Raw genomic sequence first — 22494 nt, forward strand, 5'->3', positions numbered from 1 at the left:
TTTACTTAGGTTCGTTTGGCTCGGCGGCACTTAACAATGTGGCAGGGCCCTCTTCACCTAATGGATATTTTTTCCCTAAGGTGTTTTCAAAATCATCACATAATTGGTTGAGAATATCTCTGGTTTCACTTTTGAAGAAATCGCCAAGATTTTGATTTATGATAATATACTTTCGGTACAGCCTCTCGAAGTCGGAATAGATTTCTTCTTGGGTAAATGCTGAGCCATCGTCTGCTATCTTTGCAACCAGTCTTTTGCCCATTTTATCTGCTTTGATGTACTCAAAAAATGCTTCAATTTTATCTTCAAAGTCTTTTATGAGTTCTGCAATGGCTTCTTCCTCCTGGTTTCTTTTTTCAATAACCTTAAGAATATTGTATTTGTATTTGTTGGGTTGATCGGGATCGGTAGGATCAGGATTCTTTGGCTTATTGGGTTTTTCCTTTTCTTCTTCTCCTGGGGAAACTATCCCTATTCTGTTATCAAAGTATATTTCAACGTCATCTATAATTTCATCTGGTTTATTGATGTGGTTGTAGATAGTATTGTATTTTCTCCAAAATTCAAGAAATATGGAATCACTGAATTTTGGATTTAACTCAATTACAAATTCTATAAGGTTTAGCGTTTTGAAGTATGAACCAATTTTTTTTTTGAGGTGTTTTGCTTCTTTTGGGTTTGCCTTAATATAAATTTCAAAGGCATCTACCATATCAAGAATGATAGAAGTATCACCGTTACCATCTTGAAATTTTTTGAAGTTCTTGAAGTGGGAGCCGTAGAGGGAATGGTCTTTTAATTCATCGTAAAAAACACCCAGTTTAGCTTCATCGCCCAATGGGTCAAAATCTGAAACGACGACATTGCTATAGTGTTCAAATGCTTTGCGAATATTTTTTACATTCACGTTTTTATAGGAGAAGTCCACTATTTTACAATCATTTTTATGTTTGGTGGTCCGGTTGACTCTTGAAATCGTCTGTATGGCATTAATCCCCCTTATTTCTTTATCTAAAAATAGAGTGTGCAATTTGGGTTCATCAAAGCCTGTTTGTAATTTATCTACTACTATGATTAAGCCGTTTTTGGATAACTTAAAATTCTGCAATACAGAAGTTTCTCCCAAGCCATCATTGAGGGTGCTACTGCTCGGGTATTCTTGACTGTTTGAATATACGATGTAAATAGGAGCATCCTTAAACCGTTCGTACTTCTTCTCTTTGACCAAGTTTTGAAACTGTTTTTCTATGAAGCCTTTATATTTTATTGCCGCTGGAATAGATGAGGTTGCCAACATAGCCTTGGCTGTTCCTCGAATGTTTGGATAGACTGCTGTGACCAAACGTTGGGCAATAAATTTGGATATAGCTTTGATTCGGTCGGTATTGCCATAAATCCGCTTTTTTCTTATAGCATATTTTTTACCATCGTCATCTATGCCTGTGTCGGTATTATCTGGTATGGTTTCATAACCGTAATCATCTTCAAAACCTTTTAAAACATTATCCGGGATTTCAAAATACATTTTGGCAGACACCGGCACAATGCCTTTGATTGGGTTGAGGATATAGCCATCGATTATGGCTTCTTTCATTGTGTAGCTGTCAAAAGGCACCCAAATTTTTTCTGCCTCTGCATATTTGTTAAACTCACCGAACCTTGCTAATGTGTGATCGCTTGGAGTGGCGGTGAAACCTACTATGAGGTTTTTTTTGGTTGCTTGATTTTTGTAAGCATTATTATTGTCGAAACTGGACTGAAGTTCATCAAAGATGCTCACCATTTCGGAATGCTGTATGCCGCTTTGGCTCCTATGTATTTCGTCTATCAAAAATGCTATTCTCAGTTTGGAAAGTTTTTCGACGATTTCTTTATCTAAGATATCGTGGATGGTGGCAAACTTTTGCACGTTTACGATAACGATACGCCGGTCACTCGTCAGTGCTTTAATAAAGCTTTTTTTGTCTGAGGCTTCTATAAACATTCCTTTTTGAAGGTTCATATTGTGCATCTTACTGTCTATTTGGTCGCGGAGCTGCAACCTGTCTACCACCAGCATTATTTTGTCATAGACGTAAGCATCATTCTTTCTGAGGTCTTTAAGCTGTAATGCTGTCCAGCCAATAATGTTGCTCTTGCCAAATCCTGCTGCATATTGCAATAAAAGAGAATATACCGTCTTGTTATTTTGGTATTTACTTCTTTTCTGTACCAGTTCTTTAATCTGTTCTTCCCCCAGTCCACGAGCTCTTAACTCATTTTCTAATTTGTTTAAAAAGTAATTAGGTTCGTTTTCGTGTTCTAAAAATTCATCAATTTTACTTATAATCTTGTCTGCACCAAATTTCTGTTTGGGTCTTGGTGCAATCAATCGGCCATCATTATGCTTGTATTCTTTGGTTCTGCTTCTTTCCTTTTTGATTAATTCACGCTCAATAAAATTGTAGTACAGTATCTCCTTTTCTATCATCCTTTTGTCGTAAAGGGCCTTAAATACTTCCTCAAATCGACCAGTGCTTTTATTGTGCGCTCCCTTTACCGGATAAACTTTAAAATCGTTCAATACTTTCTTGGTATAGGTATCAAAATCATAGCTACCTGCATTTACAGTATTCTTTATCTCTTCAAATTGGTTGGCAATGTTCCTAATGATAAATGTTTCATTGATATCTGTTGCCGTGATGTGTATGGCTTTTTCAAATATCTTTAAAAAAGACTTCTTTATAGATTGGTTGAGGTCATTGTCCTTCGCTATACGCAGATATTCCTGTGCTGCGGAAAGATAGTCCTTAGCTATTTTTTTACGCCCGTTATTTCGTGCGTTCTGATTGTTGTAATTGCTCTTTAATTCGCCATAACCTAAATAAATACCGTTGATAAAAAAGCTGAGGTCCGGTCTAAATGAAAATAACTGTTTGCCCTTATGTTTAAAGGTATAAGGCAGTTCTTGGACTACAGAAAAAATATTTTGATGAAACAGTTTGTCGCCCAGGGTTACCGAATCACTGGGATAGAACAAATGCAGTTTTATTCCTTCGAAAGTGACGGTTTGGTTGTTATTGATAAAAATGGCCATATTCATAGAGGAACCGATGCGGTCCTCCAAAAACTCCGTAAATGCCTGTAGCAATTCCTTTTCGGATGGGAATTTGCGTAAAAGTTTTTTATAATTGGTCTTGTTTAAATCTGTCTGTGAAAGAAAATTTTTCAAGTCTTCTATTACAAAGAAATTGGCCGATGCTGTATTTGCCTTGGCTTCATTGTATTGTAAACCATCTGTTCTTTTGCAGAGAAAGTTGATGAGGTATTTATCTTGTAAGTCTAATTCTGTCATAATATTAAATTTTCCAAATAGGCTCACTGCTCCAGTTTTTCGGGAAGCCCATTTTGTATAAAGGAGTGTTAGGAAATTGCTCAAACAAGTCCAATAACTCCGTTTTGATATGGTGTCCTGGGCTAATTACGTTATTCATATAAATTATTGCGGAAACCAGAGGGAATATCTTTCTTCTTTGATGCTGGTTTGGGATGTAGCTTAAAAGCGGATATGGTGTGCTTTTCGGCCAGTCATACTTATTGATGATTACCCGGTTCCATAATCTGCCGTGGTGGGCTATTATGTTTCTAACATAAGTGGTACTCAATAACCAACTGGCTAAATATTTTTGGTTGTTTAAACCAAATTCCTTAGCGATTTCAGCTTTTTCTGGAAGTTGATGATTGAGATTTTGGTACAGTTTGGAAAGAGAGCCCAAGGTGAGGATTTCCAAAGCTTTCCACGATTCGGGCTCTTCCGTTACGTGATTATTGTAATGCTTAATTATAAATTCTTCACTACTGCTGGCAAGGTCTCTGGTGAGCTTGCTTTTAAAAAATAAATGATGTTTATATTTCTCAAAATATGCAGTTTCGTTATACCAATGTGGACCGTAAGACAAAGACATATGATAAATAAGCTTTGCGCGAATAGCAATCTCTATACGTTCTATGGCATTAAAAATTATAAGGCGAAAATTCCTATCGAAATTATATAGGTCTATAATGTCCTCGAAATAGTGGTTGGGATGAAATTTGTGATTGACTTTATCTGACTGCATTTCCCACCAATAGCCTTTAAGCCGATAATAGCTGATATTGGCCAAGAAGTGTGGAGCATCGCCAATATTATGAAAGAGCATCCCTCTATCTTTAAGGAGTTGCACTTGTTCTTGTATGGTTTTAGCCGGTTTTGCCATTACTTCACTGTGTTTGGAATTAATGACTGGGATGACACCAAGAGAATACCTCCTAAGTGTGCCTCAGTGAGAGGCAAAGGAGGTGTATTGTAACGAAGTGGAAGGGGTGTAAAAAAAGAAGACCTGCAAGCTGTTCTTATGGGAAGCAATACAGGTACTGTTGGTGCAAATATACAACAATTGTTGAAATTAGGCAAGTACCTAAGGGTTTTTATGTTTTTATGTAATGTCATACTACAGCACTGCTTTTAGGTTCATATACACGCTTTTTACCGGTAACCACTTCGTTTATAAGGGTTTTTCGGAATTCTTTTAAAACCGTTTTTTGTTTTTGGATGTTGGCTATTATTTTGTCAATGGTTTGCGTTTTTTGGTCTAAATAAGTAACTATTTCAAATTGAATATCTAAGTCTAAGGGAAGATACACTTCGAAATCGTTTATTTTTTCCATTTTTAAATTGATGCGGGTAAATCCTTTTCCCTCAATAATTAGAATCTGTCTGTAATAATCTGAAAGCAAAAGATAATTAAGAAAATAGGGGTTACAAGTTTTTTGGTTGATCCTAAAACCTCTACAGAAACTATTTAGGTAAGTATCCTTAAGTTCCTCCGCTAATACTGCCGATTTTCCAATATCGCCATAGCCCTCTGAGCTCATTAAAAAGAAAATATCTCCTTTTCTTACTTCATTTTGTCTTTCTCCATCAAAAACCACCACAGTTCCTAAATTGTCTTTTTGTAAATAAGTATTGTTTGCAATATTTGTAAAAGGAATAAAGCCTTTATTGTTGGGGTTATCATCTTGATTGAAATCATCTCCACTTTTGCCTGACAAACCACTGTAAAGGGTTCCTAAATCCTTGAGTCTTTTTTTAACCCACTTTATGGGTGTTTTAAAACCGAATTCATTTTCTTTCCACTCTACTTTGTTATCAAGACCTTTGGTGACTGCTTCATTGATAATGCTTTGCCGCAGTTCTTTGTAGTAGCCAATTTTCTTTTCCAATAGCCGAACTTTTTGGTCTATGGCTTGGGTTTTGGTGTCCAAATATTGGACTATGGCGGTTTGTTCGGGGAAAGGGGGAACTGTCATTTCTAATCCCAGAATTTTAGTTGGGTTAGTCCTTGGCATCTTTACGCCATCTGACAAAGAGTTTATTTTAAAGATAAATTTTGTGGAAAGGAATCTATAGAAAAAATATTTCGGCTCAACGTCATTTTTGAAGAGTATATTACTTCTTAAAACAACAACTTCCCCGCTTACACCCCCATCAAAATCGGGCAATAATATTTTGCCTAAATACGGTCTTAATTTATTTAAAAGTATATCTCCACTTTTAAAAAGATTAGTAGATTCGTTATTGTCATTTGAAACTTTCTTTAATAATTTTCCTGTAAATGACTCTATGTTTTCCAATGGAACATATGTATTCTCTTCAAGCTCGGAACCATTAGAGGATATTTGGTCGAAAATATCTTTAATTCGACTTACCTCCCAATGCTTAGGAATTTCGCCCAACCATTCAATGCCGCTGTCTTTGTATGTGTGGTATCTTTTCATAGTGCCAGTTCTTTTTCCAACAGCTCCAAATCGTTTTCTAATTGTTCCAAATCAGCTTGTATTTCGATTATATCCCTTAACTCCTCTGGTTTGTAAAACTCCTTATTGAAATTCAATTCTACCCCCACGACATTGTCCAAATACTCAAAAGGCCTGGTAACGTATTGGTCCATAAAAGCTTCTATGGTCTGTTGGTTATTGTCTTTATCGGGACTGTAAGGTATAATCTCGTAATCTTTTTCTAAATCTTTGGTAAGCTCCACGGTAATACTAATAGCCGCTTCCTTGGTTTTGGTTGCTTTTTTATACGCTGGTTTGATGATTATTTTGCCATTGCCCAACTGTGATGTCTTTTGGTTCTTATCGGTTTTAAGGATGGTTTCCTTATCGGTGTCATAAGTATAACTGTTTCCTTTCTTGTCAATTACTACAAAAGCTTCTTCCTTATAATCAAATCCGGCGACAAAATCTTTGTATTCGGCATCATAATACTCCTTTAGGTTTTTATACTTCTCCTTATTAAAATCGGTAATTTCAGCTTTGTTGATAGCCTTCATTTTTTCTTTTTCAAAAGTATTTAGGTTAGCTACAGTAGAGAAATCTATCTTTATGCTTTTTGCTTCTACAGTTTCGCCGGAACGATTTGTTTTCGTTGGCATTTTGATTGCGTTGCCTTGGTCATCTACATTGGTGAGCATTATTGCCTGTTTGTTATAGTAGAAATGCCATTTGTCAAATACCTTGGCAAAGTCGTTGTCTTCAAAGTTTACAAAAGCCTCCACAAGTTGCGCTCTGTGAGTTTCATTCATTTGTCGACGCTTTTTCCCCTTGCTCTTTTTGAGTAGCTCCCAGTGGTTGCTACCGTCTATGAGGATTACTTTATCTTTTCTGTCGGCTGGCTTATTTTTATTGAAAATCCACAAATAGGTATAAATGCCGGTGTTGAAAAATTCGTCAGTTGGCATTTGTACAATGGCTTCAACCCAATCTTGGTCAAAGAAGTGTTTTCGAATATGGCTCTCACCACTTCCTGCATCGCCACTAAAAAGTGTGGAACCATTATGAACTACAACAGACAAGCCATCATCTGCCAAATGGTGCAGGATGTGCTGGGTAAACAGGAATTGTCCGTCAGAAATGGAGGGTAGGGCAACAAAACGTTCGGTTGTATCGTTTTTGATGTCATTTTGATAGCCTTTCCAGTCCACGCCATAGGGTGGATTGGCCACGACCACGTCAAATCGTTTTTCAATGTGTTTGATAGCGGTCAGGGTATTGCAATGGTGGATTTCACTATCATTCCTAAACCGGCTTTCTATTTTTGCCAAAGCATATAAGGTGTCGTTCCATTCATCGCCGTGGGTTTTGGTAGGGCGATTGAATTTTTTTTGGATTTTATCTTCTACTCCAAAAAGTAAGTTGGCACCGCCACAGGTAGGGTCATATATGGTTAGGAACTTGTTGTTGTCTTCAAGTTTACTTGTGATGATTTCAGTAATTAAATCAATAATATCTTCCGGGGTATATTGCTCTCCTGCAGTTTCGGCCGAAATATCTGCCCACTTTCTTTTAATATGTTCTTCCAGGGTGGTTATTTCGGAGTTGTTGAAGGGAGTCAAATCGATTTCACTCCAGGCTTTAACGGTATCAAAAAGAATGTCTTTCTTTTTCAACAATCCGGCAACTCCGGAGATATCGAGGAATTTTTCTTCGCCTGAACCTTTATTGACACCTAATAAACCTCTGGTCTCTCCATCAAAAGCCTCTAAATAAGCTTGAAAATCAATGTCAAAGGTTTTATCGTTCTTACAGATGGTTTTTAATGTTTTCCCATTTCGGATAACAAATTCATTATAGCCCAACTCCTCCAAACGGAACATTTCTATAAAGTCATCCATATTTTCTTTTCCCACCTCTTGCTCCAAGCGATGGGCTTCTCGGATAAGCCTGCTTTCAACCATTACAAGGGCAAAAAATGGCATCATAAACTTTGGGAAGTCGGACTGCTTAATTCCTGCTCCAATAAGTAGGTCGGCAGTTTTCCATATGTCCGATTCGTGTTTTAATATGTTCATAGTTTTTTACTGTGATTTTATATTTTTAGATTTTATTTTTTTCACGGTCTGCTTAAGTATGTCTAATGCCAGGGGTTCTTCGCTAAAATCGTAAACAAGTTTGTCGCTAAAGGCGTCCACGAGAAAATCTTCTTCTGACACTTTGAAAAAAGTGGCGAGCTTTTCGATTTGTTCTCTTGTTGGGAAACGCTCACCGTTTTCAAACTTGCTTACCATAGAAGTATCTACCTCAATAGCTGCTGCAACTTGCCGAAGCAAAAGTTCCTTTTGGATGCGTAAGTCCTTGATTTTGTTTGCAAAAGTCTTCATTGTGGCATTTTTGTACTTGACAGTTTATGCCAAATATAGGGTATAAAAGAATAAGAAAAGGAAAAGGGTTATATATTTATTAACATTCAGGAGTTTAAGGAAATGGAGGAAACCAAGGACTAATTATCCTTAGGTTCCTCAATATCCTTATTTTCCTCACTAAAGAGATTTAAATAGGTATCCTGCTGTTCGCGATGAATGAGGTTTGCTTTTATAAAGCTCGTAATATAGCCCTCTGCTGTTTTTGCAGGAATATTGAGCTTTTTGGCAACTTCTAAGTATTTCTGACGATTGAATTGATTGGGTAATCCGTGGAGGAATTTTTCTTTACGGTTCATTCGCGATGGTTTGGTTTCTTCCTGTGGGAGTTCGCCGAACACTTTGCTTGAATGTTTTATCAATACTTTTATCATCACTAAAGAAGCTTGAAAATCTCTTTCCTCACAGATAAGCTTGTTTGAAGTGTCTCCCGTTTGATGGCCCAAATTATATATTTCTCCAGTGGAGCCATCGAATGCCACACCGTTTTTATCAAATTGGAGGTGTGGCATTTCTAAAATTCTCAATGCTGTAAAGAGCATACAGAAACGAAAGGCAATCAAACCTAATCTTCGAATGGTAGCCATATAGTCCAACCCTTGAAGGTTGAGGTATTTGGCTTGTATCTCACTAAAAAACGTATTGAATTGCTCTTGTTGGTCTGCGGTTAAGTGAAATTGAAATTCACCATTACTTTTGAGTAATTTATACAGTTCGTAGAACTGGTTTCCCAAATTCTCAAAATAATCATCAAGACCATTATCCGTTGTGCTTGCAAATACATTTTTCCATTCTGGTTTGATATTCATAAAGTAGAATATAAAACGGCTGAATAAGCCGTTTTCAGCATTTGGAATAAGGGCTGTAACTTGCTTTGGTGTTCCCGAAAGTACTGTTGACAAACAAGGACTTTCAATATCCACAAATTCTCGGTCGGTTCTTCGGTAATAGGAAATGGTCTCGTGATGAAAGGCTTTTCTGAAACCATCACTATAATTACCGTAATCGCTTTTAAAGGCGTGTGCCAATGTATCACCTTCGGTTTCAAAAATCAATCCCTTTCCATCACTATCGCCCAATAATTGATATGCTCCTGTAGAACTATTGTTGGCGGGAATAAAGAGCATTTTCTCGGGTGGTCGAGCTGGCTTCTCTATTCCTTCAACTTTACCTTTGTTCGCATTGTATTCAGCCATTTCCAGCTCAAAATGTTGTTTGTGCAATTTGGCTTCTTCACGCAGCTCTTTATGGATAGGGTTTACCAATTGCCTACAATGTACCAACCGACCTTTGCCGGCCGATGCTTGAGCGGTTATAAAAAGAAAGAGATTGGGATATACTTTTTTGCCATCATATATGCCGTTCAGCTTCGGGAAACACGCACTAATTGCACCTAAGGAGCCTAAAAGCAAAATATCTCTCTCTTCATTGAAGGTCGCTATTGCGACCACTTGCTGCAAGAATTCAGGAAGTTCAGAATATAAGGATTTTGGAAAGGTAGGCATAACTTCCTTTATCGGATCTTCTTCCTGGTGTTCTTGAACAGGGGGAGCTTTTGATGATTTGTAATTGCTATTGTTAGTATTATACTGGACATTGGATTGTGCCACAATAGAAACTCTGGCTTGCTTGGCAAGAAAGAAAAAGGTTTTCAGAGAAACTCCTTGACCTTTTGATTTTAAGCAATTGTCAAATTGCTTATCGCATTCTTTTGAATTGTAGCCGGTGTAAAATTGACTTACTCTTTGGAATAAACTTCTTCCAGACTCTCCAAATTCATCTGCAAAGGCGAAGCCTATGTTTATCCAATCATTGTAATTGGGTGCTATATCAATTTGATTGGCTTCTATGTTTTGAATTACATTTTCTACTTCTGAATTGTTGTCTGTAAGTTGTTGATAATTCTGTTCTGTATGTTGCTGCTGTTGGTTTGGGTTTTCCATCCACTCCAACGGATTAAACGTTTTTTTACTCATATTTTTTTAATTTTGAGTTAAGGTATTCGTGAATCCAAAACACATATATGTAAAAGGATATATAAGTGTGTGTTTTGGGTTTCTCCATTATCTAAAGGTATTTTGGATTAATAAATGCATTGGGGTCGTGCGGTAAAAAACACGCTCTTGAAATGTCTTTGCCTGAGCCATCTACTTCCAGACTATAAGTTTGCTGGATGTAATTGGCAACTGCCTTGAAATAATCTTGATGTTTGACTTTGATTAATTCAATAGGAATTATCCATTTTAAACCATCCCCGGAAGGGGATGTAAATAGAAGTTCAGTTTCGAAATATTGATCCTGGAGTAAACTTTCTTTTAAAGTGTAAATATCAGGAATGTGGTCAAAGTCAATGGTTAGAAGACCTGAATGTTTTTTAAGGTTCTTATCATTCCTTTTAGAAAATTCACCAGAAAAAGTAACATAATCGAAATTAGAAGCTTTGTATTTCCGAGCTTTTTTAACGTCTTGAATTTTGCGTAGTGTACTTGTACACGTAGCGAAATCAGTTCCTCTAATGAGGTGGAACACCTCAACCAAAGAGGCTTGCCGATTTGGGATAATATTGGTTATCGGTTTTTGAAAATAGCTGAACACGGGCGAAGCCTGTGTTATGGTATCAGGGAACTCAACCGTAGGTTGGAGTTCTTCCTGATTGTAAAAGCTGTTTTTTTGACCAATACGCAGATGTAACTCTTCATTTAGTTTTAGCAATAAATCCTCATCATTCAAGGTTTTAAAATGATAGGATGCAAAATCAAAAATATCTCCTTTAAAATCGGTTAATTCAGTGTCATAGTGCCGGGCAACATTATCAACAATATTTATTTGTAATGTGTCCTTACCGCCATTAAATGGGTTGCGGGTTATCCCGCAGTCCCTTCCCTTTAGGGAAAGGACTGATTTAGGATAATACTGCCGAAGGATGTAGGCATAAATTTTCAACCCATAATGCGTTTTGTTTAGAATTGCTTCTTTACTTATTTCCATCGCATTTGAAATTTGGGTTATAATAATTTGCCTGTAACAGCTTTTCTATGTCCGATACCTTGTAATAAAATTTTCCGCGAATTTTGCTATATGGTATGGTTCCATTTGAACGAAGCGTCTGCAAGGTGCGCTGACTTATGTGGAGCGTTTGCATTACGTCTTGGTTGTCAATCCACGTATCTTTTAGGCGTTCTGCTCTCGTTGCCCTGATGATATCGATACGGTCTTTAATGTCCTTTAGCTCTTGGGAGAGTGCCTGGAGCAAATCAATTATTTCTATCATAGCTTTACCCTCCCTTTCTTGATTAGATAGTTAGCTGCTTCCTTGTCGATTTCCTCTTGGGTGGTATTGCGGTTACGCAATAGCCACTCCTCTAATTCGGCACGATTGAAATACAGCTTCTTACCATTAGGTTTGTAATGTGGAATAGTGCCGGCACTTGTAAGTTTATACAAGTGGGATTGTGATAGTTCTAAGTACTTACAAGCTTCATTGAAGTTGAGTACATTTTTCAGAATGATGTTCTGATCTAATACGTGCTTTTCTATAATTTCAAGCCTTTTTAATATCTCTTCCATTTTATTTTGGATTAAAGAATTAGTAAAAGACTTTTGGCCAAAAGTCATATTCGATTTCCGAATACAGGGCTAAAGTAGGGTGACTATTGGGCTGTTATGGGGTGAAGGAAGTAGGTGCAGTGTAGAGTGCAGAGTGCAGAGTGGTAGAACAAAGGAAAGAACCCTTGTTAAGATAAAACAAGGGCTAAAGAAAAATAGAAAAAGAATAAGAAGTGTAAAGTGCAGAGTAACCTATTTTAATAGGTTTACAATGTTATCGATTTTGTCACCAGTGAGATTTGGTCTTTTTAATGACCTGAACTGATTTCGTTGAAACGGTTGGCCGTTTTCATCTACGAAACAGATTACTGTGACTTCCCATATTTTTAGTTTTAAGTATTCTACTAACTTTAAATCAGTATGAATACGTTTTATAAAATAGTACAAATCACTTGGCAAACCAGTCCAAGTAATAGGAGTATTAATTTCTGTCCCTGAAAAAATCTTTTTAAATGATGAAAGATGTGTGTCTGGATGAATAAAGTTATTATGCTTTAGGCTAACCCATAGATCTTGTAGCTTATCGGGGTTGGTGTTGTACTGCTTGTAAAAGAAAGAATAGAATTGAATAGGCTTTTCTTTTAAATTCGCCTTAGGCCTTAGAGATGGTTCCGGCTCAACTTCTATAATCTCATTTTTCTTGATGGGAAGCTTATCGGGAATAGGTTCATTAAGAAGCTGCGTATAAAAGTCCTCTACAATAAACTCATCGTTCACCCATTCTTTAAAGGTTTCCTGTACTTCCAGATATAGCTGCATAAGCGCAATTTTGAGTAATTGCATTATAAAAGTATTCGCCTTATGTACCTGGTCTAATTGATAGGATGTGTTTTTTGGGTCAATGTAGGAAAGTGTAAAATCCTTTTCTTTCAAAAGTTTTCCAAGGTCTTTTAAATGAGTTTTTAAACGCTTGTTTAAAATATCGTTTAGGTAATAATGAATGAGGTTCTCGTTTCTATCTTCAACCATAGCCTCGTAAATGGTATCAAAATGGGATTTGATGGCATTGCGGATTAAGAGATTGTAATACTTGGTCTTATTGTCAAATGGCCGTTCAAATTTAATTTCAAATTGCAGAGGATGTCTTGACCTGTATTCTTTTAAGCTATGGAATTTGGAATAGAATATTTCATCTAAGCTGTTATGATCCAGCCAAGGACGTAAACCGTGATTTAAAATCTCATCTAATACTTTTATACGAACACTCATAAGTCAAGTTGTATTTTGTTTGCTGCTTCCTTCTTCTTTTCGTCAATAACTTTAGCATATATCTGGGTGGTTTTTAACTCTCTGTGACCAAGAAGTTTTGAAACCGTATAAATATCAGTGCCTGCGGTTAGCTGTAAAGTTGCATACGTATGTCTGGCGCAATGAAAAGTAATAGTTTTAGATATACCGGCTTTCATTACCCATTGCTGTAATTTTAGATTATGCCAAGCGGAATATTTTAATCCTTTGAAAACTCTTTCGTCCTTATCTTGACGCTCACCAAGCAAGCCGAAGGCTTGCTCTGAGATAGGGAGGGTTTCTACACCTTGGGTTTTCTTTTGTCGAAATCGAATGTAATAACCCATTTCATTAGAGTGCTGAACTTCTGACCAAAGTAGTTTATTTATGTCTGACCAGCGTAATCCAGTTAAGCAAGAAAATATGAAAGCTGTTTTCATTTGTGGAATTTCACATTCCGCTTTAACCGCAGCTTGAAGTTCTTCAAGGGTTAGGAATTCGCGCTGAGGTTCGCCTTGCTTAAAACCATCAATTCCTTCTGCCGGATTGGTGGGAATGATGCCGTCTTTAACAGCTTGTTTCAATGCCGCTCTAAGTTTATTGAAATATGAGTATTTGGAGTTCTGGGAAAGACTTTGGTTGCCTTTCGTTTTTACTTCCTTATCCAGGAACTCTTTAAAGCCCTGGACAAATTCTCTGTTTACTTCGGCAAAAGTAATATCCCAAGGAATGTAAGCTTTTAAATGCTTTAGCATACTGTCCCAATTGCCGTAATTGCCGGTACTGTCTTTTCTTTTTTCAGTAAGTAACTCAATATAATTGGTGAAGCTGGCTTTTAGTTTTTCGTTGTCCCTGAAACCATATACGCCGTTTTGGATTTCGATTTGTCGCTGGGCCCGAATGGTTTCTGCTAACTGCAAGGTCTTCTTGTTGACTTCTTTCGCTTCTTTGGTTTTGGCCGCGGGGTCAAGGTAGAGTTTAAGGTATTCGGCTTTGCGTTTACCTTTGTGGTAATAATCCAAGTATAAACTGGTTTTACCACCTTGATTGCGTTTTCTTAGTGTTACCTTCATTATTGAAAAAGTTTATCGATTTCGGTTCTCTGGATAATGGTACGTCTCCCAATTTTTCCGGCTTTTATGTTTCCGCTCTTAATCTGACGATATATCGTCATTCGGCTTGTACCTAATAATTTGCAGGTTTCATCTATACTTAAGAAGTCCTTGTCCTTTAATTGCTCTTGATTGAATTCCATTCGTTGAACACTTACCGGAGCTACTTGCTTAATTTTCTCTTCACGCTTCCGCTTTTTGTAATTTCTGGAAGCGCACTTGTGACTACAGAATTTGGTTACCGTGGTTCGTGCGATAAATGTCTTTTCGCAGTGCTGACAAATTTTTAATATTTCGATGTTGCTGCTCATTGCATAATCTTTTTGGGCTTGTTTCTGTCACCGGAGATAACTGGAGATATCAGAATGTATCTGTATGTAACATCACTTCGCCACGGTCTAAAAAATCTGTTGTTAGCAACAGATCTGTTGCTATTAGCAACAGATTAGAAACAAATATAAGCAATAAAAAGGAAAATTAGCAACAAATAAAGGAAAGAAAAACACTCTAATAGTAAGAAAAAGAAGGGTTTAGGGTAGAAAAGGAAATGTAATTACTTTCCGATGCAAAAATTCGCAAATATATTACCAAGTAGCTCATCGTTAGACACTTGACCTGTTATTTCTCCAAAGTAATAAAGCGCTTGGCGAATATCTATCGCTAAAAGATCGCCGCTGAGGTTGGCATCAATTCCTTCTTGCACTTTGATAATTTCTTCCAATGCTTTGAGTAGGGCATCGTAATGGCGAGAGTTTGTTACAATAGTTTCATTGCTTCGTAGCGCTCCGGTGTTTACGAATTCCAATAATTGAGTTTCTAGCTCCTTTAATCCGATTCCATTTTTAGCAGAAAGAAGTAAGTGGGTAGACCGTTCGATGGCGCTCAGGGTGATATTTAGGTTTTTTAATTCTACTTCAGATAGCGTATCAACTTTGTTGGCGACAATAATCAGGTTTTTTAGTGGATATTTGTTTTTTATAGTTTCAATTTCAACCTGAAACTTGGAACTCGCTTGCCCGCCGTGCTGGGAGACCTGAAACTTTTGAGCATCGAATAAATAGATTACAACTTGAGCTTGTTCTATTTTCTCAAAGGTTTTTCGAATACCTAGACCTTCGATAACGTCTTCAGTGTCGCGAATTCCGGCGGTGTCTATAAATCGAAACCCAATACCGCCAATGCTAATTTCGTCTTCAATGGTATCTCGTGTTGTACCGGCAATGTCACTTACAATTGCGCGTTCTTCATTTAAAAGTGCGTTTAACAAAGTAGATTTCCCCACGTTTGGTTCACCTACAATAGCAACGGGAATTCCGTTTTTCAGTACATTTCCTGTTGCAAAAGAATCTATCAACCGTTTAAGAACCAGCGTTATTTTCGAAATAAGCTTCTGAAATTCCTCTCGGTTCGCGAATTCTACATCTTCTTCGGCAAAATCAAGTTCCAGTTCAATTAAGGAAGCAAAGTTTAACAGCTCTTCCCGCAATTTTTTTATTTCTGAAGAAAATCCGCCACGCATTTGCTGAACTGCTAATTGATGACTTGCAGCACTATCACTTGCAATTAAATCTGCCACAGCTTCCGCCTGACTCAAATCTATTTTCCCGTGAAGAAAAGCCCTTAACGTAAACTCACCCGCCTGCGCCATTCTACATCCATTTCGAAGGCACAATTGTATTATTTCTTGTTGAATGTAATTACTACCATGGCAGGAAATCTCAACCACATCTTCGCCTGTGTAACTGTTTGGGTTTTTGAAGATTGTAGCCAGTACTTCATCGATTATTTTATCACCATCTTTGATATGTCCCAAATGGACCGTATGTGTTTTTTGATTGGCAAGGTTTTTTCCTGAAACGGAGGAAAATAGAGTGGAAGCAATAGAAAGTGCTTCAGGCCCCGAAAGTCGAATTACTGCAATCGCACCTGCTCCAGCCGGAGTTGCCATTGCTACTATGGTATCTGTGTGTGTCATTGCCTGCAAAGGTAAGATTTAAGTTTGAGAATGCTTCTACCTTTAATGAAGCTTGAGATTTTACGAGCACCAATATTAAATTGAAAAAGTCCACCAAATTGGCAGACCTTTTTTAATTTCTCTAGTATCTAGTCTAGTTATTCAACATTACCGGCATTACAAGCATAGTAACTGTTTCGCCTTCGTCTAGTCCATCAACAGGTGTAAGAATTCCTGCACGGTTAGGGAAACTCATTTCCAGTGAAATTTCATCGCTTGTAAGGTTGTTCAGCATTTCGGTAAGGAAACGGCTGTTGAAACCAATTTGCATATCATCACCTTGATAATCGCAAGTTAAACGTTCTTCGGCTTTGTTGCTAAAATCAACATCCTCAGCAGAGATATTCAATTCAGCTCCTGCAATTTTTAAACGGATTTGATGTGTTGTTTTACTTGAGAAAATAGAAACACGACGTACAGAATTTAGAAGTAAATTTCTGTCCATAATCAATTTGTTCGGGTTTTCTTTTGGAATTACCGCTTCGTAGTTTGGATATTTCCCGTCTATTAAGCGACACACCATTTCGGTATTATCAAAAATGAATTTCGCGTTACTTTCGTTATATTCGATAGTTACATCATCTTCGTTTCCGGCAAGAATGTTTTTAAGAAGTGTTAGTGGCTTCTTCGGCATAATGAACTCAGCCGTTTGTGAAGCACTTAGGTCATCTCTCGTGTATTTTACTAATTTATGGGCATCGGTAGCTACAAAAATCAAGTTCTCTGTAGAAAACTGGAAAAATACCCCACTCATAACCGGTCGTAAATCGTCATTACCAGAAGCAAAAATAGTCTTGCTTATAGCCGTTGCTAATATATCACCTTGAATTATTGTAGAAGAAGGTTCATTAAGCTCAACTACATTTGGGAATTCTTCAGCATTTGCATAAGCTAATGCATACTTTCCGTGATTTGAACTTATTTCAATTGTATTGTTGTCTTCAACGATAAAGGTTAACGGTTGCTCAGGGAAGGTTTTTAAGGTTTCCAACAATAATTTTGCGGGAACACAAACCATTCCTTTTTCGGTGCTTTCAACCTCTAGTTTGGAAGTAATTGTAGTTTCCAAATCGGAAGCAGAAACACTAAGTTGATTGCCATCTAAATCAAAAAGGAAATTATCTAAAATAGGAAGTGTGTTGCTGTTGTTTAGAATACCGCCTAATACTTGAAGATGTTTTAATAAATACGAACTTGATACTATGAATTTCATTTAGATATGTATTTTATGAAATAATTCTCAAAAGGTTTTCTCAGCAAATTTAAAAATACGAAGAATTACAAAGGTTAGTAAATGTGTCTAACATCTCGATAAATCAAAAAATTCATTCAGTTCACTGAGTATTTCAGCTTAGCTTCTTATAAACTTCGCCGATGTACAAATATATTTCAAATGATGTTTTAGATAAAACAAACTTATTAACAGTTAGCGTGTGTATCTTCGTTTTCGGTATAAAGTAAACAGAACTCCGAAAAGCGCCAGTAACCCCAACGGCAACAGTAGATTGAGCATTTGCCACTTGTTTCTTTCCAACGCAGTTTTCTGAATATCGAGAAACGGAACCGCAATTTTTCGCGTTCGAATGTTTATAAGTCCGCTGTCGTCTAATAGGTAATTGACAGTATTAAGCAGAAACTCCTTATTTCCATAAAATGAATTCGTCCCATTGTCAAACCCTAATTCCAAGGGGCGGTTACCTTGCATTTGGTTTTTAATTACGTCACCATCGCTTATAACTACCATTTTTGAAGCCTTACCGTCGTCGTAATTATTTAGACCATCAAGCAGTTTAAACGGTTTAACTCGGTTTTTAAAAACAGATGTAAAACTTCCTTCCAATAGCACTGCGAGCGGAACTTCTCCAGCATTATATTCGTTGGGATTTGGACCTTCGTTAACAATTTGAAGACTATTCGGAATTTCAATATCAAAATTAATTTCAAAAGGTAACCCAACAATTTTTGTAATAGGAGAAGTAGAAAGCAATACCGTTTTTTTAATGTTATTTGGAAGTGTATCTATCGAACTAGCATAATCAAATTTAACGGCTTCAAGATTCGCCACAATGGGATGGTTATTAGCACTACTACTTAACGGACTAAAAAACCAAGGATATTTATTGTATTGCGATTCTTGTTCTTCTCCAGTAGCCAAAACGATGGGTGCGGAGTACACATCTTTAACCAGGTTTGGATTAATTCGAACGCCGTATTTAAAGAAAAAATCATTTAGGTTTAGGTCTTTTCCGAAGGCAAACGCATTACCCGATTCTGGGTCTAAATGCATTTGTGTAGCGTCCATTAGCCAAAGCGAATTGCCACCGTTCATAATGTATTGATCCAAAACATATTTTTCGGCATCGGTAAATGCTTCGGTAGGCTGTGCGGCAATTATTAAATCAAAACCATTAAGTGCTTTTAATGTCTTGCTAGCATTTGAAGCAACTGAATCTAAGGTGAAAGGAGCGATAAAATAATAATCTCTCAGCGTTGAAAAGAAATCTGCAATGTAACGGTCGTCGTACTCGCCGTTGCCTTTAAGAACGGCTACTTTTTTCGACTTTTCGGTTGCTAATTTTTTAAAACCATCAGCAAATGAATATTGTAAGTTCTGAAGGGAACTATTTACTCTTTCTTCTGATGTTGCTCCCAATTGATTTTTCAGCAAAGGAATTTTTACTGTCCTTCCATTATAGTGTGCCAATGCCCAAGGATAAATGATTTCGGTACTTTGTTTTCCGCTTTCAACTACTGAAATTTGTGCGGGAATTAGACCATATTCTTCGAATTGTGATAGAAAATGTTCAGAACCTTTTTCTGAAGGGTTTGCAAAAGCGAACCTTATATTGGAATTATATGCCGCAAATTCATCTAAAAGCTGTTTGGTTTCGTTCTGTAGTCTTTTGAATTCAGGTGGAAATTCCCCTTTTAAAAACACGTCTATAACAATAGGTGAATGTACTTGATCAACAATTTTCTTAGCTTCTTCAGACAAGGTGAAACGTTTATCCTGAGTTAAATCGAAGCGCATGTATAGACTATTTCCGAAGGCAATAAGAAGCACCAATCCAATAATTGGGACTAAAAATGCAATTTGCCCCTTTTTCGTAGTACTTGATTTTTCTTTATTTAATTTAAAAGTAGTGAGCGCTAAAAAAAGTATTGTGAGCAGTAAAAAGTATATTAAATCCCGTGTATCCAAAACCCCTCGTGCTACACTTTCAAAATGTGCTTTCATTCCAAAATTTGAAATATCGAAAGCAGAAGATGCAAATCCTTCAAATCCGTAATAAAGTGCAAAACTTAGAAATACAGCTATGATGAATGCTACAATTTGATTTTGTGATAGGGTCGAGGCAAATATTCCGATGGCGGTATAGGCCATAACGAGAAAAAACAATCCAATATATGAACCTATAGTGCTACCGACATCCCAATTTCCTGCTGGATTGCCCAGTTCTGAAATAGTAAATACATAAAGACCTGTAGGAATTAGCGCAATAATGATTAAAATAACGGCCCCAAAATATTTTCCTAATACAATTTCTTTTAGTGTAATGGGTTTGGTTAGCAAAAGCTCCATAGTTCCCATTTTCATCTCATCACTAAAGGCGCGCATACACACGGCTGGGATTAAAAACAGCAGTACCCACGGTGCAAGTTCAAAATAGGGGGAGAGGTCGGCAAAACCAGAATCGAGGATATTGAAGTTCCCACTAAAAACCCATAAAAACAAACCATTTATGACTAGAAAAACGGCAATAACCAAATACCCTATGGTGCTTGAAAAAAATGAATTTATTTCGCGTTTTATAATTGTAAACATTGACTTTTCGCTAAAGGCGTAGGAACGCCATTTTTTAATTTTCCTTAAATTCTTATACGTATTATTGAAGGCACAGAAGCGTATCGACACTCCAAGCTTCCGCTCGCTTACTGAACATAGGTTTTGTTTGACTCCATACTTTTTTGAAAAGCGGACTGTTTCTGTATTTTTCTAAATCGGCTTCATCTTCCCAACGGCTGTAAGTGAAAAAGATTGTTTCGTTATTTTTATCGCGATAAAGTTCTAAAAAACGACATCCCGGAAAATTGCGGATTTTCTCTTTCACTTCTTCGAAATTAGACAGAAAAGATTCTAGTTCTTCTTGTCTAAATTGCATCTTGACTATTCTTGTAAACATATTCTCTATTTAAGATTGCTGGGCTAGTTCAAATATTCTTCTTGATTAATTTGATATCGAAAAACTCAAACTAAAGGAACCACTTTATGACTCTGGTTCAAAGTTAACAGTAATTGAATCAAGAAAATTTAAGCCAAAAAGGGTAGACGCGCCACCTACGGACGACGGATTGCTTTTGTAAATAGCCAATTCTAAATATCCAGATGAATTCCAAAGAGCGAGTTTTTTTCCGCCTTCTATTCGTTTATCCGAAGGCTGGTCAAAATTAATAGCATCGCTGTAATTGGTATGAATTTTATCTATTTTAGTCGTTCTAACACCAATAACAAACTTTCTGCCGCGTCCTACCTTGTCAAATTGTTTTTTACTGATATTGCTAATAACATTCCCGTAATTATCAATATAAATAACATTCCCGATAATTTGGTTTTCGTTTTTGTTAACAATGGGCCGTATTTTGGTCGTTTCTTTAATTTCAGAAATAGGCTTTCCTACAACTTCCAAAGTGCCTCCACGGGCAATGTGTCCAGCAACTTTTACAAAAACATCTAGCACAGGAAAATTGCTCAATATTCTGTCGTGAATGTTGATTTCTACTATTTTTTCTGGCTTAATTTCGGCGGTAAGCATCGAAATAATTCCATTGTCTGCACATATAAAATAATGCTTATCCATATATACTGCAATGTGCTTGTTCTCAGGATTTAATTCCGAATCAACACCAATAATATGGATTGTACCATTCGGAAAACTTTTGTAGGCATTTTGGATAATATATGCGGCTTCGTGTAGATGAAAAGGAGAAATTAAATGTGAGATATCAACAATTTTCACATCCTCCAATTCACTGTAAATAGCTCCCTTCACCGCACCAACAAAGTGATCTTTTTCTCCGAAGTCTGTCGTAAGTGTGATTATAGCCATAAAGGGATTGTTGATATTTTATTAAAACAAGTACCACAAAAATAGGTTACTTTTGTTAGTAGCAAAACTATTTTTACTGAATATAATAATATTAGTTATATCGATGAGGATTGATGCTTTTACGACTATTTTCAAAGGCTTCAACTGTAATTAAATACAAAACCTAACGTCTATACCTATATAAATTTTACGCCTTTTGAACGAACTTATAATCGAACTTACAGAGATTGGCCCTAGAGAATTCTTTGGGCTGGAAAATGCCAATATAGAACTGCTTAAAAAGTACTTCCCTAAACTTAAAATCGTTGCTCGGGGCAATAAAATTAAAGCCTATGGCGATGAGGAAATTCTAGAAGAATTTGACCGTCGTATTACAATGCTTTTAGAACAATATTCCAAATACAATAAGATAGATGAAAACGTGATCGAGCGTGTATTATTGAGCCGAAGTAGGGAGGAATACGAAACGCCCACAAAAAGCGGTGAGGTAATCGTTCATGGGGTAAGTGGAAAACCAGTAAAGCCTCAAACAGCAAATCAGCGCAAATTGGTAGCGCTAATGCAAAAAAACGACATGGTATTTGCTGTGGGTCCAGCTGGAACGGGTAAAACCTATACAGGAGTGGCTTTGGCCGTTAAAGCACTTAAGGAAAGAGAGGTTAAACGAATTATTTTGACAAGACCGGCCGTGGAAGCAGGTGAGAACCTTGGCTTTCTTCCTGGCGATTTAAAAGAAAAACTCGATCCGTATATGCAACCACTTTATGATGCGCTACGCGATATGATACCAGCAGAAAAATTGGCCTCACATATTGAGAATGGAGTAATTCAAATAGCACCGTTGGCATTTATGCGTGGACGCACATTAGACAATGCTTTCGTTATTTTAGATGAAGCACAAAATACCACACACGCTCAAATGAAAATGTTCCTCACAAGAATGGGGAAGAACGCTAAGTTTATGATTACCGGTGACCCGGGACAGATTGATTTGCCGCGTCGCATCACTTCAGGTTTAAAAGAAGCACTTTTGGTTTTAAAAGACGTTGAAGGCGTTGGCATGATTTATTTAGACGATAAAGATGTAATCCGCCATCGCTTGGTGAAAGAGGTTATCGCAGCGTATAGAAAAATTGAAAATATAGAATAAAAAAAGAAGAAAAAGTGACAATTTTTAGTGTACGAGAGAATTTCTTGAACTCTAAATT

Annotated in this window: 18 protein-coding genes; 1 reads left to right on the forward strand and 17 read right to left on the reverse strand. The window is 36.9% G+C overall.

The features are described from left to right. Position 1: 1 nt before the first annotated feature. From BLW28_RS07695 to BLW28_RS07775, 17 genes are all read right to left on the reverse strand, one after another. Positions 2-3334: a DEAD/DEAH box helicase family protein gene (locus BLW28_RS07695; RefSeq protein ID WP_083540705.1), complete on the reverse strand. Its 3333-nt coding sequence runs from the start codon at positions 3332-3334 to the stop codon at positions 2-4. Positions 3335-3338: 4 nt separating this feature from the next. Next, a complete protein-coding gene (locus BLW28_RS07700) occupies positions 3339-4235 on the reverse strand; it encodes an Abi family protein (protein WP_073217646.1) in 897 nt (298 codons plus the stop codon). A gap of 229 nt (positions 4236-4464) precedes the next feature. After that, complete coding sequence (locus tag BLW28_RS07705; RefSeq protein WP_073217650.1) at positions 4465-5796, reverse strand: restriction endonuclease subunit S; 1332 nt, start codon at positions 5794-5796, stop codon at positions 4465-4467. Further along, positions 5793-7871: an HsdM family class I SAM-dependent methyltransferase gene (locus BLW28_RS07710; RefSeq protein ID WP_073217652.1), complete on the reverse strand. Its 2079-nt coding sequence runs from the start codon at positions 7869-7871 to the stop codon at positions 5793-5795. Before BLW28_RS07710 ends, BLW28_RS07705 begins: the two co-directional genes overlap by 4 nt. A 6-nt stretch (positions 7872-7877) precedes the next feature. Further along, entirely contained in the window at positions 7878-8180 is a 303-nt protein-coding gene (locus BLW28_RS07715; RefSeq protein WP_073217655.1) for a helix-turn-helix domain-containing protein, read from the reverse strand. 119 nt (positions 8181-8299) lie between these two features. Further along, entirely contained in the window at positions 8300-10195 is a 1896-nt protein-coding gene (locus tag BLW28_RS07720; protein ID WP_073217659.1) for a DUF3987 domain-containing protein, read from the reverse strand. Between the two features lie 91 nt (positions 10196-10286). Continuing rightward, positions 10287-11207, reverse strand: a complete 921-nt coding sequence (locus BLW28_RS07725; RefSeq protein ID WP_083540702.1) for a BT4734/BF3469 family protein — start codon at positions 11205-11207, stop codon at positions 10287-10289. Beyond that, complete coding sequence (locus tag BLW28_RS07730; protein ID WP_073217662.1) at positions 11194-11490, reverse strand: helix-turn-helix domain-containing protein; 297 nt, start codon at positions 11488-11490, stop codon at positions 11194-11196. Before BLW28_RS07730 ends, BLW28_RS07725 begins: the two co-directional genes overlap by 14 nt. Then, positions 11487-11786: a helix-turn-helix domain-containing protein gene (locus BLW28_RS07735; RefSeq protein ID WP_073217714.1), complete on the reverse strand. Its 300-nt coding sequence runs from the start codon at positions 11784-11786 to the stop codon at positions 11487-11489. Before BLW28_RS07735 ends, BLW28_RS07730 begins: the two co-directional genes overlap by 4 nt. A gap of 231 nt (positions 11787-12017) precedes the next feature. Beyond that, a complete protein-coding gene (locus BLW28_RS07740; protein ID WP_073217665.1) occupies positions 12018-13034 on the reverse strand; it encodes a hypothetical protein in 1017 nt (338 codons plus the stop codon). Next, positions 13031-14125, reverse strand: coding sequence for a site-specific integrase (locus BLW28_RS07745; protein ID WP_073217668.1), 1095 nt, complete (start codon positions 14123-14125; stop codon positions 13031-13033). Before BLW28_RS07745 ends, BLW28_RS07740 begins: the two co-directional genes overlap by 4 nt. Next, positions 14125-14475: a helix-turn-helix domain-containing protein gene (locus BLW28_RS07750; RefSeq protein WP_073217671.1), complete on the reverse strand. Its 351-nt coding sequence runs from the start codon at positions 14473-14475 to the stop codon at positions 14125-14127. Before BLW28_RS07750 ends, BLW28_RS07745 begins: the two co-directional genes overlap by 1 nt. A gap of 242 nt (positions 14476-14717) precedes the next feature. Then, positions 14718-16139 (reverse strand): tRNA uridine-5-carboxymethylaminomethyl(34) synthesis GTPase MnmE, encoded by a 1422-nt coding sequence (gene mnmE, locus BLW28_RS07755; protein ID WP_073217674.1) that lies wholly within the window; start codon positions 16137-16139, stop codon positions 14718-14720. 133 nt (positions 16140-16272) lie between these two features. Continuing rightward, positions 16273-17391 carry a DNA polymerase III subunit beta gene (gene dnaN / locus BLW28_RS07760; RefSeq protein ID WP_073217676.1) on the reverse strand — a complete coding sequence of 373 codons (1119 nt, stop codon included), beginning with the start codon at positions 17389-17391 and terminating at the stop codon, positions 16273-16275. Positions 17392-17604: 213 nt separating this feature from the next. Next, positions 17605-20004, reverse strand: coding sequence for a gliding motility-associated ABC transporter substrate-binding protein GldG (gene gldG / locus BLW28_RS07765; RefSeq protein WP_073217679.1), 2400 nt, complete (start codon positions 20002-20004; stop codon positions 17605-17607). A 61-nt stretch (positions 20005-20065) separates the two neighbouring features. Beyond that, on the reverse strand, positions 20066-20362 hold the full coding sequence (locus BLW28_RS07770; protein WP_073217682.1) for a putative quinol monooxygenase: 297 nt from the start codon (positions 20360-20362) through the stop codon (positions 20066-20068). Between the two features lie 84 nt (positions 20363-20446). After that, positions 20447-21286: an SAM hydrolase/SAM-dependent halogenase family protein gene (locus BLW28_RS07775; protein ID WP_073217685.1), complete on the reverse strand. Its 840-nt coding sequence runs from the start codon at positions 21284-21286 to the stop codon at positions 20447-20449. A 196-nt stretch (positions 21287-21482) separates the two neighbouring features. Between BLW28_RS07775 and BLW28_RS07780 the strand changes: the two genes are divergently transcribed. Next, on the forward strand, positions 21483-22436 hold the full coding sequence (locus tag BLW28_RS07780) for a PhoH family protein (protein ID WP_073217688.1): 954 nt from the start codon (positions 21483-21485) through the stop codon (positions 22434-22436). Positions 22437-22494 lie beyond the last annotated feature (58 nt).

It is taken from the genome of Aequorivita viscosa (genome assembly GCF_900106795.1).
Taxonomy (GTDB): Bacteria; Bacteroidota; Bacteroidia; order Flavobacteriales; family Flavobacteriaceae; genus Aequorivita; species Aequorivita viscosa.

Bases quoted from the DNA above. Each gene is read 5' to 3' on its own strand.
- BLW28_RS07695 (WP_083540705.1), bottom strand. From the start codon at position 3,334: ATGACAGAATTAGACTTACAAGATAAATACCTCATCAACTTTCTCTGC.
- BLW28_RS07700 (WP_073217646.1), bottom strand. From the start codon at position 4,235: ATGGCAAAACCGGCTAAAACCATACAAGAACAAGTGCAACTCCTTAAA.
- BLW28_RS07705 (WP_073217650.1), bottom strand. From the start codon at position 5,796: ATGAAAAGATACCACACATACAAAGACAGCGGCATTGAATGGTTGGGC.
- BLW28_RS07710 (WP_073217652.1), bottom strand. From the start codon at position 7,871: ATGAACATATTAAAACACGAATCGGACATATGGAAAACTGCCGACCTA.
- BLW28_RS07715 (WP_073217655.1), bottom strand. From the start codon at position 8,180: ATGAAGACTTTTGCAAACAAAATCAAGGACTTACGCATCCAAAAGGAA.
- BLW28_RS07720 (WP_073217659.1), bottom strand. From the start codon at position 10,195: ATGAGTAAAAAAACGTTTAATCCGTTGGAGTGGATGGAAAACCCAAAC.
- BLW28_RS07725 (WP_083540702.1), bottom strand. From the start codon at position 11,207: ATGGAAATAAGTAAAGAAGCAATTCTAAACAAAACGCATTATGGGTTG.
- BLW28_RS07730 (WP_073217662.1), bottom strand. From the start codon at position 11,490: ATGATAGAAATAATTGATTTGCTCCAGGCACTCTCCCAAGAGCTAAAG.
- BLW28_RS07735 (WP_073217714.1), bottom strand. From the start codon at position 11,786: ATGGAAGAGATATTAAAAAGGCTTGAAATTATAGAAAAGCACGTATTA.
- BLW28_RS07740 (WP_073217665.1), bottom strand. From the start codon at position 13,034: ATGAGTGTTCGTATAAAAGTATTAGATGAGATTTTAAATCACGGTTTA.
- BLW28_RS07745 (WP_073217668.1), bottom strand. From the start codon at position 14,125: ATGAAGGTAACACTAAGAAAACGCAATCAAGGTGGTAAAACCAGTTTA.
- BLW28_RS07750 (WP_073217671.1), bottom strand. From the start codon at position 14,475: ATGAGCAGCAACATCGAAATATTAAAAATTTGTCAGCACTGCGAAAAG.
- mnmE (WP_073217674.1), bottom strand. From the start codon at position 16,139: ATGACACACACAGATACCATAGTAGCAATGGCAACTCCGGCTGGAGCA.
- dnaN (WP_073217676.1), bottom strand. From the start codon at position 17,391: ATGAAATTCATAGTATCAAGTTCGTATTTATTAAAACATCTTCAAGTA.
- gldG (WP_073217679.1), bottom strand. From the start codon at position 20,004: ATGTTTACAATTATAAAACGCGAAATAAATTCATTTTTTTCAAGCACC.
- BLW28_RS07770 (WP_073217682.1), bottom strand. From the start codon at position 20,362: ATGTTTACAAGAATAGTCAAGATGCAATTTAGACAAGAAGAACTAGAA.
- BLW28_RS07775 (WP_073217685.1), bottom strand. From the start codon at position 21,286: ATGGCTATAATCACACTTACGACAGACTTCGGAGAAAAAGATCACTTT.